At 61.5% G+C, this 13,726-nt stretch carries 12 protein-coding genes and 2 tRNA genes; 5 read left to right on the top strand and 9 right to left on the bottom strand.

All coding sequences use genetic code 11. The features are described from left to right. Window positions 1-24: 24 nt before the first annotated feature. Together QMK17_RS14230 and QMK17_RS14225 are read right to left on the bottom strand one after the other, a co-directional pair. Window positions 25-1,854, bottom strand: coding sequence for a sugar phosphate isomerase/epimerase and 4-hydroxyphenylpyruvate domain-containing protein (locus QMK17_RS14230; RefSeq protein WP_283510009.1), 1,830 nt, complete (start codon window positions 1,852-1,854; stop codon window positions 25-27). Window positions 1,855-1,910: 56 nt separating this feature from the next. After that, window positions 1,911-2,801: a shikimate dehydrogenase gene (locus QMK17_RS14225; RefSeq protein WP_283509916.1), complete on the bottom strand. Its 891-nt coding sequence runs from the start codon at window positions 2,799-2,801 to the stop codon at window positions 1,911-1,913. Between the two features lie 122 nt (window positions 2,802-2,923). Between QMK17_RS14225 and QMK17_RS14220 the strand changes: the two genes are divergently transcribed. The 3 genes from QMK17_RS14220 (at window position 2,924) to QMK17_RS14210 (ending at window position 5,962) form a co-directional block, all read left to right on the top strand. Continuing rightward, complete coding sequence (locus QMK17_RS14220; protein WP_283509915.1) at window positions 2,924-3,583, top strand: TetR/AcrR family transcriptional regulator; 660 nt, start codon at window positions 2,924-2,926, stop codon at window positions 3,581-3,583. Window positions 3,584-3,765: 182 nt separating this feature from the next. Beyond that, window positions 3,766-5,124, top strand: a complete 1,359-nt coding sequence (locus tag QMK17_RS14215; protein ID WP_283509914.1) for an MFS transporter — start codon at window positions 3,766-3,768, stop codon at window positions 5,122-5,124. Window positions 5,125-5,131: 7 nt separating this feature from the next. Continuing rightward, window positions 5,132-5,962, top strand: coding sequence for an N-acyl homoserine lactonase family protein (locus tag QMK17_RS14210; protein WP_283509913.1), 831 nt, complete (start codon window positions 5,132-5,134; stop codon window positions 5,960-5,962). A 63-nt stretch (window positions 5,963-6,025) separates the two neighbouring features. Here the strand turns inward: QMK17_RS14210 and clpX are convergent, their stop codons facing one another. The 5 genes from clpX to QMK17_RS14185 form a co-directional block, all read right to left on the bottom strand. Beyond that, window positions 6,026-7,306 carry an ATP-dependent Clp protease ATP-binding subunit ClpX gene (clpX, locus tag QMK17_RS14205; RefSeq protein WP_283509912.1) on the bottom strand — a complete coding sequence of 427 codons (1,281 nt, stop codon included), beginning with the start codon at window positions 7,304-7,306 and terminating at the stop codon, window positions 6,026-6,028. A gap of 399 nt (window positions 7,307-7,705) precedes the next feature. Then, window positions 7,706-8,347 carry an ATP-dependent Clp protease proteolytic subunit gene (locus QMK17_RS14200; RefSeq protein WP_075839372.1) on the bottom strand — a complete coding sequence of 214 codons (642 nt, stop codon included), beginning with the start codon at window positions 8,345-8,347 and terminating at the stop codon, window positions 7,706-7,708. Window positions 8,348-8,393: 46 nt separating this feature from the next. Then, the gene (locus QMK17_RS14195; protein WP_283509911.1) at window positions 8,394-9,044 is read right to left on the bottom strand and encodes an ATP-dependent Clp protease proteolytic subunit; all 651 of its coding nucleotides are present in this window, start codon (window positions 9,042-9,044) and stop codon (window positions 8,394-8,396) included. A gap of 82 nt (window positions 9,045-9,126) precedes the next feature. Then, window positions 9,127-10,503, bottom strand: coding sequence for a trigger factor (tig, locus tag QMK17_RS14190; protein ID WP_283509910.1), 1,377 nt, complete (start codon window positions 10,501-10,503; stop codon window positions 9,127-9,129). Between the two features lie 151 nt (window positions 10,504-10,654). Further along, window positions 10,655-10,728: transfer RNA gene (locus QMK17_RS14185), tRNA-Pro, on the bottom strand. 213 nt (window positions 10,729-10,941) lie between these two features. On the opposite strand from QMK17_RS14185, the gene QMK17_RS14180 reads away from it, so the two are divergent. Then, window positions 10,942-11,012 (top strand) — tRNA-Gly (locus tag QMK17_RS14180). Window positions 11,013-11,175: 163 nt separating this feature from the next. On the opposite strand, the gene QMK17_RS14175 is transcribed toward QMK17_RS14180, so the two are convergent. Then, window positions 11,176-11,928, bottom strand: coding sequence for a maleylpyruvate isomerase N-terminal domain-containing protein (locus QMK17_RS14175; RefSeq protein WP_283509909.1), 753 nt, complete (start codon window positions 11,926-11,928; stop codon window positions 11,176-11,178). A gap of 132 nt (window positions 11,929-12,060) precedes the next feature. On the opposite strand from QMK17_RS14175, the gene QMK17_RS14170 reads away from it, so the two are divergent. Further along, complete coding sequence (locus QMK17_RS14170; RefSeq protein WP_283509908.1) at window positions 12,061-12,885, top strand: DUF1542 domain-containing protein; 825 nt, start codon at window positions 12,061-12,063, stop codon at window positions 12,883-12,885. Window positions 12,886-12,913: 28 nt separating this feature from the next. Here the strand turns inward: QMK17_RS14170 and QMK17_RS14165 are convergent, their stop codons facing one another. Further along, window positions 12,914-13,726 carry an Fpg/Nei family DNA glycosylase gene (locus QMK17_RS14165; RefSeq protein WP_283509907.1) on the bottom strand — a complete coding sequence of 271 codons (813 nt, stop codon included), beginning with the start codon at window positions 13,724-13,726 and terminating at the stop codon, window positions 12,914-12,916.

Below are 13,726 nucleotides of genomic sequence, written 5' to 3'. Positions count from 1 at the left end.
ACGTGCGTTCGCGAGCCGGAATGCTCAGGACTGCAACTGTGCGGCAAGCCTCACCGCTGAGTTGACCTCGCCGTAACCGGAATACCCACCTCGTCGCTCGACGACCTCGAAGAACAGGTCCTCACCGACCACGGGTGTGAAGAAGTGGAAAAACTCGCCACCCGTTCCGTCGGCGTCGTACAGGATCCCGAAACACTGCATCTCGGCGAGAAGTTCAGTGCTGAGATCGAAACGTGCGGCGAGGTCGTCGTAGTAGTTGGCCGAGATATCGAGGGGCACGAATCCCCGGTCCGTCATCTCCGAAGCTGCACCAAGGATGTCCGCGCAACCGAAGGCGATGTGACTGACACCACCCCGGCGCGCGGCCGGCAGCGGATCGGTTGTCGAAGAACGCCCTGGAACCATGTTGAGCGAGATCCGGATCGTTCCATGCCCAGTTGCGAGAGTCAGCGCCTGACTGCGCACCGAACCTACCGAGTCGACCACGTCCTGTCCCTCGTGGGGTGTCATCCCGAATACCGAGCGCAACAACAACATGATGCCGTCCCAGCTGTCGGCCGGTACGGCAAGAGCAATGTGATCGACGGCGGTCACGATCGGATCCGACGGCGGATTCGATCGTCGAGGAGCAAGATCGAATGCCGCCTGCCAAGCTCCAGTACTCGCGCGGCTGCGCAGATCGAGTGATGTCGCGTCGGTGATACTCAGGCGGACCACGCCATCCTGTGCCTCCACAGTGCCTGGCATCGTCACCGATTTCGCGGCAACGCCGAAGGCATGCGCGCGCGTCTCCCACTGCTCGGGAGCATCACTCCGCACACCGATCTGAGCAAGTGCCGGCAGGTGGGCGGGAACCCCGGGAGCTGTCCACAGGCTGTCGACGGTGGTGTCGACCACAACGGCCAATGGACCTTGCGTATGAAGCTGGAGTCCGTGCTCGCTGTGGGCTGCCGTCAGGTCGAAGCCCAGATGCCGCAACCTCCTTCCCAACTCCGCAGCCCGCACCGGGCCGGCAGCTACACGAAGGGAAACTATGTTCTCGATCGGACCAGGCGACGGCGCTTCGAACAACGGCTCGGTCACCGTGCCTCGATACGCTGCAACGTGTTCCTGCAGATACAGGAGAGACCGATGCGCATCCGCGGCAGTGCGGCCGGTCGCAGATTCGCGGAACACGTCGTTGAAGATCTCGAGTGACCACGGGCCCGCATATCCGGAATCGGCTATGTAGGAACCGAACCCGACGAGATCGAAATTCCCCTGTCCTGGAAAGCAACGATGGTGCCGCGACCACTGCAGAACGTCCATCACCAGATGCGGGGCATCGGCGAGCTGCAGGAAGAAGATCTTCTCCCCGGGGATGTCGACGATCCCCGACGGGTCGTCCCCACGAGAGAGAATGTGGAAACTGTCGAGGGAGGTGCCGAGGGATTTCGAATCCACCTGCCTGACGATGTCCCATGCATGGCGGTAGGTGTTGACGTGCGTCCCCCAGGCCAGCGCCTCGTAGGCCAGACGCATGCCACGGTTTCGCGCCCGGTCGGCGGCGCGGCCCAACTGATCGATCAACTGCCCATCGTCGGTCACCGCGGCAGATAGGGGCGACGAGCACACCAGGAGAAGGTCGCAGCCCAACTGTTCCATGAGATCGAACTTTCGCTCGAGCCGAACCAGGTTGCGCTCGAAACGAGTGTCATCGGATGAATCCAGATCACGGAACGGCTGGTAGAGGTCGACGGTGATACCGAGGTCTGCTGCTTGCTTCGCTATCTCCGCAGGAGAATACGGTGAGCTCACCAGGTCCGGCTCGAACACCTCGAAGCCGTCGAAGCCTGCGCTGGAGATCGCTTCCATTTTCTCGCGTAGCGATCCGCTCAGTGACACGGTCGCGACCGCGGTGCGAACGGCGTTCACGTCAATGCTCCGGCCGATGTCGTAGCATCTTCGAAGGCGATAAGTTCCTGCATGTGGGCGATCATTCGCTCGGTGTCGGCCTCTAACCCCGTGAAGATCTCGAATGCGTCGGCGGCCTGATGAACGGCCATCCCGGTACCGCTGAGAGTCCGGCATCCCAGTGCGGCTGCGGCGGTGAGCAACTCGGTCTCCGCCGGACGGTAAACCACTTCGGCAACCCACATCTGCGGTCTCAGTAGTCCCGGGTCGAATGCTGTACCCGGATGCGCTGCCATTCCGGTCGGTGTCGCGTGCACGACGCCATCGGCCGCAGCCAGTGATCGCTCGAGATCGGAGGGAGTGCCCGCTTCGAAGTCGACGGCCGGAAACAGCGACGCCATCGCCTTCGCCAATTCGGTAGCCCGCGCGAGGTCCGCGTCGATGACCGTCAGATGCCCGGCTCCCCTCTTCGCGACGGCATAGGCAACGGCAGCACCTGCTCCCCCCGCTCCAATCTGAACAACCGACCCGGTCGACGCTCCTGCCAGCCCGATGTCGAAGTTTCGCCCGAAGCCGGACCAGTCCGTGTTATGCCCGATCTTCTTGGCGCCGTCGAACAGCACTGTGTTGACCGCACCCAGCCGAGACGCATCCTCCGACAGTTCATCGAGCAGCGCGATAACCAACTGTTTGCATGGGTGGGTGATGTTGAGACCGCGAAAACCGAGGTCGGCGGCTGTGTTCACCAGCCGCGCCAGATCGTCGACCGTGAGTTGGCGTGCATCCAGATCGATGGTGCGGTAGAGGTAGTGCAGCCCCTGCGCGGCACCTTCTCGCTCGTGCATCGGTGGCGTCAGCGAGCGCCCGATACCGGTTCCGATCAGGCCACAGATCATAGATTCGGCCATGCCGACTCCTTGCGTTGAACGTGATTTTTAATGTACGAACTAGTGAGTTATTTCATATGGTACTACGCGCCGTGGCTTACCCCAAGCTTTCTGCGGACCCCGGCCGGATAGAGTTTCGATTCATGACGCGACCCACGACCACCGACACCGGCGGCAAGCGGCGGCGCAACAGCGAGACCACTCGCCACAACATCCTCGATGTGGCCACGAGCGAATTCGCGGACAAGGGCTACGCAGGCGCCCGTGTCGACGAGATCGCCGAGCGCACTCAGTCGACCAAGCGAATGATCTACTACTACTTCACCGACAAAGAGGGCCTCTACCAGGCAGTTCTGGAGCGCTCGTACCGCCGGATCCGCGAACGTGAACGCGAGCTCGATACCGCCGGGCTCTCGCCACCGGACGCAATTCGAGCCATCGCATCGCTGACGTTCGATCACCACGAGCACAATCCCGAATTCATTCGGCTCGTATCGACCGAGAACATCTTGCGCGGCGAGCACATCCGTAAATCCGAGGAACTGAACAATCTCGGAAATCCAGCCGCCGAGTTACTCGAACGCATTCTCACCCGTGGCCAAGCCGACGGCCTGTTCCGGACCGATGTCGATGCCCTCGACGTCCATATGGCGATCAGCAGTTTCTGCGTCTTCAGACTGTCCAATCGCTATACATTCGAGGCCCTCTTCGGCCGAGACCTCACCGCTCCGATCCACCGCGAACACCTGAGGGCGATGCTCGGCGACATGATCATTGCCTTCCTGACCACGACCACCGCCTGAGAACTCGGCGACCAAGATCGTTTCCGCTTCGCCATCACATCAGGGGTTGACACGTGGCCCGGATCACGTTCACTATCTACTGACACCCAGTTTTAACCAGTTAGTACATTAAGGTCCGATCGCGGCGTATCGGCTCGTCGACCTCGTGTACTCCCCCACATTCGACGCGAAGAGAGACGACGATGACCGACCCTGTGACATCCAACCCGGTTCCGGACCGTCCCCGAACCGTAGCCAATCCGAAGAAAGCTGCTACGGCCGCATGGATCGGAAGCGCACTCGAGTACTACGACTTCTTCATCTACGGCACTGCTGCCGCCTTGGTATTCGGTCGCGTCTTCTTCCCCGGCGCGAACGCAGCCACTGGAACACTGTTGGCGCTGGCCACCTTCGGCGTCGGTTACCTCGCCCGACCACTGGGAGCTCTCGTACTCGGTCACATAGGCGACCAGTACGGACGCAAGAAAGTCATGGTCGCGACGGTGTTGCTCATGGGCGTGGCGACGCTCGGAGTCGGCCTACTGCCCAGCTACGCGAGCATCGGAATCGCGGCCCCGATCATCTTGGTCTGTCTACGACTCGCCCAGGGATTCTCTGCAGGTGGCGAGCAGGCAGGCGCGAACTCGATGACGCTCGAACATTCACCGGACAACCGCCGAGCATTCTTCACCAGCTTCACGCTCAGCGGCACCCAGGGAGGCCAGATTCTCGCCACCGCGGTTTTCCTGCCGGTCGCCATGCTTCCCGAAGAGCAGCTCCTCTCGTGGGGATGGCGAATTCCCTTCATCCTCAGCGCATTCGTTGTACTCGCCGCATTTCTCATCCGTCGTTCCTTGGACGAGACGCCCGTGTTCGAGGAAGAGATCGCGGGCGCGGAATCACCGAAGATGCCACTTTCGGTCCTGCTCACCGATCATTGGCGCTCGGTTCTCCGGGTGGTATTCGCTGCAGTCATCGCGTCGGTCAGTACCATCTTCACCGTCTACGCACTGTCGTATGCGGTCAACACCGTCGGACTCGACCGCACCCCGATGCTCTGGGTAGGCGTCCTCGCCAATGTCGCTGCGCTCATTGCACTTCCCCTCTTCGGCAAGCTGTCCGACCGAATCGGCCGCAAGCCCGTCTTCATCTTCGGCTCCACGGGGTGCGCGATCCTCATGTTCGGGTACCTGTGGTCGATCTCCGTCGGCAACTACGCCCTCATCTTCGCCTTCGGCATCGTGATGTTCGGAATCGTCCACAGCGCGACGGGCGGAGTCTGGCCAGCGTTCTACGGCGAGATGTTCCCGGCCAAGGTTCGCCTGTCCGGTACTGCCATCGGCACTCAGATCGGTTTCGCCATAGCCGGCTTCGCACCCACGATCGCCGGCGCCATCGCAGGCGACGGAACCGGCGCCTGGCTTCCCGTCGCCATCGTGACCGCAGTGTTCTGCATCATCAACATCACGATCGTTGCAACCTCCCGCGAAACTTTCCGAGTCCCCACCGCCAAGCTCGGCATGAAGGACGTCACCGAATCCGTTGTCCCAGCATCGGTCTGACACAACAGTGGTACAGGAAGTTCCGTTTCCGACGGCGGCCGAGAGCATCCGGCCGCCGTCCGACGATGCCTGGCGTGTCTATGCGGTGCAATATGGCTTCCGAACTGGAAAGCGCGGCAGTCATTTTTACGGATACGACGACCGGGGAGAGGAGCCGCACGCCACCGCGTATTACGTCTGGTTGGCCGTGACGGAATCACGAACCGTCATGATCGATGCGGGAATCTCCCCACACACGGCGTCGGGCATCGCCGGTCTACAGTACTTCGGATCACCCGTCGATCTGATCGGTGAACTGGGCATCGCCGCTGAGAAAATCGATGCTGTTGTGCTGACCCACCTTCACTACGATCACACCGGTGCGGTAGCCGATATTCCGAACGCCGAGTACGTGGTTCAAGAGCAAGAACTTCGATACTGGACCGGTCCGTGGGCGCGCAGAATCGTGAAAGAACAATGGCTGAATTCGGAAGCCGACGTAGCCCACATCCGCTCGAGCAGCCGGCTTCGGATTCTCGACGGCGACGCTGAGCTTTTCCCCGGTCTCTCGGTCCATCTTGTCGGCGGCCACACCGCAGGTACGGCTGTGGTCAGGATCCTCACAGCGCAGGGATTCGTCGTGGTGGCCTCGGACGCAAGTCACTTCTACGAAAACATCGAAACGGATTCACCTTTCGCGATCCTTCACGATCTCCCCGGGATGTACGGCGCGTTCGATCGCATCAACGAATTGGCCGACGGACCCCACCTCGTAGTGCCAGGACACGATCCAGAGGTCGCCGTGCGTCACCGCGAGGTCACCGGACTTCCAGCTGCTCACGCATTCTTCATCGCCTGACACGAAACGACGAAAGCCCCGGGCCATCGAATCGATGGCCCGGGGCTTTCTCACGTTGGTTGCCTATGCAGACTTGTCGCGACGCTCGGGCCGCTCAGGCTTGCGCGGGACAATGGTCGGCAACACGTTGTCGTTGACGGTCTCCGAGGTCACGACGACCTTGGCGACATCATCACGGCTGGGAATGTCGAACATCACTGGGTTGAGGACCTCTTCCAGGATCGCCCGAAGACCGCGAGCACCTGTGCCGCGCAGAATCGCCTGATCGGCAATTGCCTCGAGCGCGTCCTTGGTGAATTCGAGTTCGACGTTGTCCATCTCGAAGAGCCGGCTGTACTGCTTGACCAAAGCGTTCTTCGGTTCGGACAAAATCGTCACGAGCGATTCCTTGTCCAAATTGGTCACCGAGGCGATCACCGGCAGACGACCGATGAACTCAGGGATCAAACCGAACTTGATGAGGTCTTCTGGCATCACCTCGGCGAAGTGATCCTGCGTGTCGATCTCCGCCTTGGATCGAACCTCGGCGCCGAAGCCGAGGCCACGCTTGCCGACGCGATCGGAGACAATCCGCTCGAGACCGGCAAAGGCCCCGGCGACGATGAAGAGCACGTTCGTCGTGTCGATCTGGATGAATTCCTGATGCGGGTGCTTACGACCACCCTGAGGAGGAACACTGGCCTGCGTTCCCTCGAGAATTTTCAGCAGTGCCTGCTGGACGCCTTCTCCGGACACATCGCGCGTGATCGACGGATTCTCACTCTTGCGCGCGATCTTGTCGACCTCGTCGATGTAGATGATTCCAGTCTCGGCACGCTTGACGTCATAGTCGGCAGCTTGAATCAGCTTGAGAAGGATGTTCTCGACGTCCTCACCGACGTAACCGGCTTCGGTGAGTGCAGTCGCGTCGGCGATGGCGAACGGTACGTTCAGCATCTTCGCCAGGGTCTGCGCGAGATAGGTCTTCCCACAACCTGTGGGACCAAGCATCAGAATGTTGGACTTGGCCAGCTCAACGGTCTCACCGCGAGCATCCCGCGCCTTGTCGCCCGCCTGAATGCGCTTGTAATGGTTATAGACGGCTACAGCCAGCGTCCGCTTGGCCGTGTCCTGGCCGATAACGTAATTCTCCAGGAAGTCCCGGATCTCGGAGGGCTTCGGCAGGTCGTCGAGCTTGACCTCGCTCGACTCCGCGAGCTCCTCCTCGATGATCTCGTTACACAGGTCGATGCACTCATCGCAGATGTACACCCCTGGTCCCGCAATGAGCTTCTTCACCTGCTTCTGGCTCTTACCGCAGAAAGAGCATTTCAGCAGATCGCCACCGTCACCGATGCGTGCCATTCGGAGGTTCCTACTTCCCTTGTCCGCGTTCAGCCGAAAGCACCCTGGTGGATGTCCATCGGCCTGAGCAACTTCTCGATCCACAGCATTGTCGAAACACCGACTTGTCGAAACACCGACTTGTCGAATGTCAGCCTTCGACCCCTGCATGCGACCGTACCCGTGTTCTTGGAACATAGGTGAGTTGTTTCCGGTGATTCGCCGTCCGAGTCTGCTCGTTCTCGAGAATTCCGAGGAGAGATGAAACGGTCGACGCCACAGTCGTCGTACCTTCGGAGAATCAATCGCCGAGAGACCTCCGAAGCGTTACTACATCTCGCTCGTCATACATCTCGGGTGGATGCAGTAGCTGCACCCACCCGATACGCAAGACGGTCCTGCGAAGATACCCGCTCAGGACTACTTCTGTGCCGACAACTTCCGGTATTCGAAGACCGTGTCGATGATTCCGTAGTCCTTCGCCTGTTCGGCGGTCAGAATCTTGTCCCGGTCGGTGTCCTTGCGAATGACATCGGGATCCTTGCCGGTGTGGCGACCAAGGGTGGTCTCCATGAGGCGGCGCATACGCTCGATCTCGGCGGCCTGGATCTCGAGGTCAGACACCTGACCCTGGATTCCACCGCTGGAAGGCTGGTGGATGAGCACGCGAGCGTTCGGCAGTGCCGCACGCTTACCGGGGGTTCCCGCAGCTAGAAGGACTGCGGCCGCCGACGCTGCCTGCCCGAGGCAGACGGTCGCGACATCGGCGCGCACGTACTGCATCGTGTCGTAAATGGCCATCAGCGACGTGAATGACCCGCCGGGCGAGTTGATGTACATCGTGATGTCGCGGTCGGGGTCGAGTCCTTCGAGCACGAGCAGCTGGGCCATGACGTCGTTCGCCGATGCGTCGTCGACCTGCACGCCGAGGAAGATGATTCGTTCCTCGAACAGCTTGTTGTAAGGGTTCGATTCCTTCACGCCGTAGCTGGAGTGCTCAACGAAGGACGGCAGGATGTACCGCGAGGACGGCATCTGATTGGGGTCGAACAGGTTTGTCATCGTTTCTCCAAGATGTGAGTGATCGTGGGGCGGGATGAAAGACGATTTATTCGCCGATCCCGCCGGCCTGCCGCGCGCGTGAGACGACGTGATCCACGAAGCCGTATTCCTTGGCTGCGGCCGCAGTGAACCAGCGGTCGCGGTCGGAGTCTTCGGTGATCTGCTCGACGGTCTGGCCGGTGTGCTGCGCGATCAGCTCTGCCATTTCACGCTTGGTGTGTGCGAACTGCTCCGCCATGATGGCGATGTCGCTTGCGCTACCACCGATGCCCGCGGAAGGCTGGTGCATCATGATGCGTGCGTGTGGAAGGGCGTACCGCTTGCCCTTTGCACCTGCCGAGAGCAGGAACTGACCCATCGATGCCGCAAGACCCATTCCATAGGTCGCGATGTCGCACTCGGCAAACTCCATCGTGTCGAAGATGGCCATGCCTGCAGTGACCGAGCCGCCGGGCGAGTTGATGTAGAGCGCGATGTCGCGAGTGGCGTCCTCGGCGGAGAGAAGGAGAATCTGTGCGCACAGCTTGTTGGCGATGTCATCGTCGACCTGAGAACCGAGGAAGATGATGCGCTCGCGAAGCAGACGCTCGTACACCGAGTCGCTGAGATTCAGGCCGGAAGCGGCCGAAGTCATAACGGGACTCTGCTGGTGCGAAGCCGACAAATTCTGAACAGTCACGGTACCTGCCTTTTCCATACTGATCGTTGGTTCCTGATACAGACACTAACGAAAGACGGCGGCCCCGGAGTCCCGGAACCGCCGTCGTTCGCTGTCAGCGTTACTTCTCTTGTTCACCCTCGGCAGAATCGCCTGCTGCAGGCTCTTCTGCTTCTACAGGACTACCGAAAAGCTCGGCCGTGTCGACATCGGCACCAGCCGTGTCGGTGACCTTGACGCGATCGACGACCGACGCGAGCGCCTTGCCGCGACGTACATCGGCGAACACAGCACCGAGCTGGTTGGCCTGCTGCACCTGCTGGATGAATTCTTCCGGCGAAATGCCATAACGCTGCGCCTGGAAGATGATCCGCTCGGTGAGCTCATCCTGTCCGACCTGCGTGTTCTCTGCCTCGGCGATGGCATCGAGGAGGAGCTGGGTACGCACCGACTTCTCGGCAGTCTCCTTGATGTCCTTGTCGAACTCTTCACGGCTAGAGCCCTGCGACTCGAGCAGCTCTGCCAACTTCGCCTCGTCGTGCTCGAGGCCGTGAATTGCCTCGTGCACCTGCGAGTCGACCTCGGCCTTGACGACGGCCTCGGGAGCCGGGATCTCGAGGGTCTCGAGCAGCGTCTCTAGTACCTTGTCGCGGATCTGGCCTGCCTGCTCGACCTTCTTGACCCGCTCGACGCGAGTCTTCAGATCGGCGAGCAGCTCGTCGAGAGTGTCGAACTCGCTGGCGAGCTGTGCGAACTCATCATCGGCCTCGGGGAGCTCGCGCTCCTTGACGGAGACAACCTTGACCGTGACGACGGCCTCTTTGCCTGCGTAATCGCCCGCGACGAGCGTGGAGGAGAAGTCCTTGGTCTCGTCGACGGACACACCGACGATTGCCTCGTCGAGTCCCTCGATGAGTTGGCCCGAACCAACCTCGTGCGACAGACCCTGCGCGGAAGCCTCCTCGACCGTCTCACCGTCAACGGTGGCCGACAGATCGATGGAGACGAAGTCGCCGTCCTGGACTGCGCGATCGACGCCGGTCAGTGTGCCGAAGCGCTGACGGAGCGAGAGCAGCTGCTCGTCCACGGCCTCGTCGGAGATCTCGAGCGGATCGACCGTCACGCTGATGGTCGAGTAATCGGGAAGCGCGATCTCCGGGCGGATGTCGACCTCGGCGGTGAAGGTGAGCTCTTCGCCGTCCTCGATCTTGGTGATCTCGATGTCAGGCTGGCCGATGACCTTGATGTTCTCGGCGGTCACGGCCTCGGAGTAGCGGGTCGGAAGCGCATCGTTGACGACCTGCTCGAGCACTGCGCCACGACCGACGCGTGCTTCGAGAAGCTTCGCGGGAGCCTTGCCCGGACGGAAACCAGGCAGGCGGATCTGCTGAGCGAGTGCCTTGTAGGCGCGGTCGAAATCAGGCTTGAGCTCCTCGAAGGGCACCTCAACGTTGATACGGACTCGCGTCGGGCTGAGCTGCTCGACGGTGCTCTTCACGGGACATGCTCCTTCTGCTGGTCTTGCCTTGCTGTCGGTCCGATTCACACCATCACCCGCGACAAGCCGCTCTAGTGATTCAGCGGAACCGCTGGCGCTGTGAATCCTTGCGACGAAGCCGGACCCTGATCGGATCCGGCTTCGTCCTTTGTCGGGGTGACAGGAATTGAACCTGCGACCCTCCGCTCCCAAAGCGGATGCGCTACCAAGCTGCGCCACACCCCGTCGATATTCACGATCCGTGCCGACGCCGTTCCCGAACGCCCGCCGTTAAACCTACAGGCTCCACTGAACAGCAGACACCAGCGGTACCCGCCGGGCAACCGCTTCTGCCCTGAACGACTCTACATGCAGGCAATTTGTAATCCAGAAGCGAGGTTATGTAGAGTTTTGAATCGCAAGCGGCGCAGATGGCGATCCCATCCGAGTCGCATGCATGCCGATGTAGCTCAATGGTAGAGCCCCTGTCTTCCAAACAGGCTACGCGAGTTCGATTCTCGTCATCGGCTCAGTGAATGGTCCGGCCCCCGCAGCAGTGCGGGGGCCGGGCTTTTTTGCGTTCAGGCCGCCCGCGCTCTTGGCATGAATGGCGCATTCAAGCTGTCTAGCCGTCGCCATGGTCCATTCATGCCGGAGGAAGCTGAAGTCCTGGAGCGGGCCGACTCCCGACGATCAGATCCGAACACCGTCGTACAGAGCCTGGGCGACCGATTCCTCGCCGACGACGTCCAGCACGTCGAGCGGCCTTCTGCGCCACACCGCGAGCAGCAGATCCTCGGCGGACCCGCGTATCGCGACGTCGCCTTTTCGGTGTTCCCTGCTGACGACCACCCGATCGGAGGTGAAGTCAAGGAAGAATTCGGCCTCGGTGCCGTCGTCGGTGTGCAGGTGGACCGTGCGACCGGCCAGTGCCGGGACCTGCTCGACGGAGAAACGCGTCAGGAAGTTCTCGGCCCACTCTCCCACTCCGTCAGCTGCGCCTGCTGCGTCGATCCCATCGGGTTGGGCACCTCCAGCCACGTGCACTGCATTCTGAACGTCGAACCGGTGGACGGTCACCTCGTGCAATTGCCGGCGGATCCAGTAATCCGGCTTCCCCTCGCCTTCCCAGGTGGCAACAGGTTTCGATGGGTCCACGTTCTCGTACGCAGCGAGCACCTCGGCGGCGGCTGCGCGATAGTCGTCCATGAACTGCGGACCGCGTCCCGGCTTCTCCACCACTGCAATGGCTTTCGCCATTCCTCCAGAGGAAGGAACCGAGAGCACCGCCAGTGCCATTCGATGCACGAACGTCACATGCCTGACCAGCTTCTCGACCGTCCACTCCGGCATTGTCGGCACCGGTGTTGCAGCCGCATCCGCGGACACCGATGCCATCCGATCGCATTCGACGACGAGAAGGGCATGCTGTTCATCGGGAGTCATGAATTCGATCCTGCCCCAACCAACACCGGTTCGCCCCGAGATCGACCGCGTATCGTCAAGAGTGTCCGATTTGTCGGACAGGAATCGAGCAATCGCACGATCCTGGACGCACCCCTGGAAGGGGCAATTGCAGTGGAAGCCCTATTGCTCGTTGTGATCGTCGCCGCTGCGGTCGTGTACCTCGTCGTCCGCAACCAAAAGAACTCGGCTGCAGCAAGCGCCAGCACTCTGGCGGACGCGAAGGCCGATGCACGACAGTCGATCGAACGCCTCGGCGGCCAGGTCTACAACCTCATCGGCAGCGACACGGCGTCGAAGCAGGCCCTCGCCGATGCGTCGGAACGCAACATCGCAGCCGGCTCCCAGATCGATCAGGCAACGACGGTTCAGCAAGCACGTCTCGCCAAGCAAACCGCACTGGAGGGTCTCTACTACATACGTGCGGCCCGACTTGCGATGGGAATGGACCCGGGGCCCGAAATCCAGGGCATCGACGGCCAGAAGTCGGCAGGCGAGGTTACCGAAGACCGCAAGGTCGACTTCGAAGGCCGCCATGTCGAGGCGTCACCCAACCCTTCTGACCGCACCCCGAACTACTATCCGGGCGGCAGGGTCGCCGGGCGACCGGTGCCCGCCGGTTGGTACTCCGAACCCTGGTGGCGGCCCGCGCTCGTCGCGGGCGCGTGGGGCGTCGGCTCGATGTTCCTGTTCTCGGCAATGTTCTCCGGCATGGCCGGAGTCGGCTACGGCGAGCAGGAGTTCGCCAGCGGCACCGGTGACGGCTCCGAAGGTGGCGACATGGGCGACGCCGGTGACATGGGCGACGCCGGAGGAGACATGGGCGACGCCGGCGGCGACTACGGCGCAATGGGCGACGGCAGCGGTGACGTCGGAGGCGGCGGAGATTGGGGCGGCGGCGGAGATTTCGGCGGCGGCGGCGACTTCGGGGGCTTCTAGGAGCCTGCGCAACCACCCGACCGCCCCGCTAGGTTGCCTGACAGACGGGGCACCAGAACAGGTTTCGCGCCTGCATCACCGAATGCAGTATCTCCGTTCCACAGACTCGACATGGACGCCCCGCCCTGCGGTACACGTAGGAGCGGGGCCGTGTCGTCACATAACCCCTGTCGCCATAACTCTTGTCGCCATGATCATCCTCAGGCCTGATGGTGACGATCTTTCCGCGTCGAACACCGATCTTCATCAGTTCGACGAGGTCGAGCCAGATCGCATCCCACTCCGCATGATCGAGATCTCTGCCAGGTCTCATCGGATTGATTTCGTGCCGGAAGAGGATCTCCGCCCGATAGACGTTGCCCACACCGGCCAGCACCTTCTGATCCATCAGCAATGTCCCTATAGGCGTGCGAGACTTGGTGATTCGTCTCCAGGCCAGCTCGGGATCCGCATCCTTACGGATGGGGTCCGGACCGAGCCTCGCGATCAACGCGTCGAGTTGCTGATCGGTGTAGATCTCACATGCCGTGGGCCCGCGGAGATCGGTTCCGTACTGCTCTCCTACCACGCGCAGCCGCACTGCACCGACCGGATCATCGAGCGGCACAGACTGTTCGGTGAACTTGCCGTAGAGACCGAGATGGATGTGGAGGATGAGGTCGGTTTCGTAGCGATGCACCAGATGCTTGCCCCATGCCTCGGCTTTCTCGAGGACCAGGCCGTCGATCAGCGCGGCGCCGGAAGCGAACCGTCCCTGTGGACTGCTCACCTCTACCGGCGCCCCGCCGAACCGACGTTGATGAAGCCGGGCCAGTCGGTGAAGCGTGTGGCCCTCGGGCAC

Origin of the sequence: Rhodococcus sp. G-MC3 (genome assembly GCF_030063335.1) — a bacterium.
In the GTDB taxonomy this organism is placed as follows: domain Bacteria; phylum Actinomycetota; class Actinomycetes; order Mycobacteriales; family Mycobacteriaceae; genus Rhodococcoides.
This window is presented reverse-complemented; position numbering and strand designations above follow the sequence as displayed.

Coding starts and splice junctions, on each gene's coding strand:
- QMK17_RS14195 (WP_283509911.1), bottom strand. CDS start 9,044: ATGGAAAAGGCAGGTACCGTGACTGTTCAGAATTTGTCGGCTTCGCAC.
- QMK17_RS14230 (WP_283510009.1), bottom strand. CDS start 1,854: ATGGAAGCGATCTCCAGCGCAGGCTTCGACGGCTTCGAGGTGTTCGAG.
- QMK17_RS14215 (WP_283509914.1), top strand. CDS start 3,766: ATGACCGACCCTGTGACATCCAACCCGGTTCCGGACCGTCCCCGAACC.
- QMK17_RS14200 (WP_075839372.1), bottom strand. CDS start 8,347: ATGACAAACCTGTTCGACCCCAATCAGATGCCGTCCTCGCGGTACATC.
- QMK17_RS14225 (WP_283509916.1), bottom strand. CDS start 2,801: ATGGCCGAATCTATGATCTGTGGCCTGATCGGAACCGGTATCGGGCGC.
- QMK17_RS14220 (WP_283509915.1), top strand. CDS start 2,924: ATGACGCGACCCACGACCACCGACACCGGCGGCAAGCGGCGGCGCAAC.
- clpX (WP_283509912.1), bottom strand. CDS start 7,306: ATGGCACGCATCGGTGACGGTGGCGATCTGCTGAAATGCTCTTTCTGC.
- QMK17_RS14175 (WP_283509909.1), bottom strand. CDS start 11,928: ATGACTCCCGATGAACAGCATGCCCTTCTCGTCGTCGAATGCGATCGG.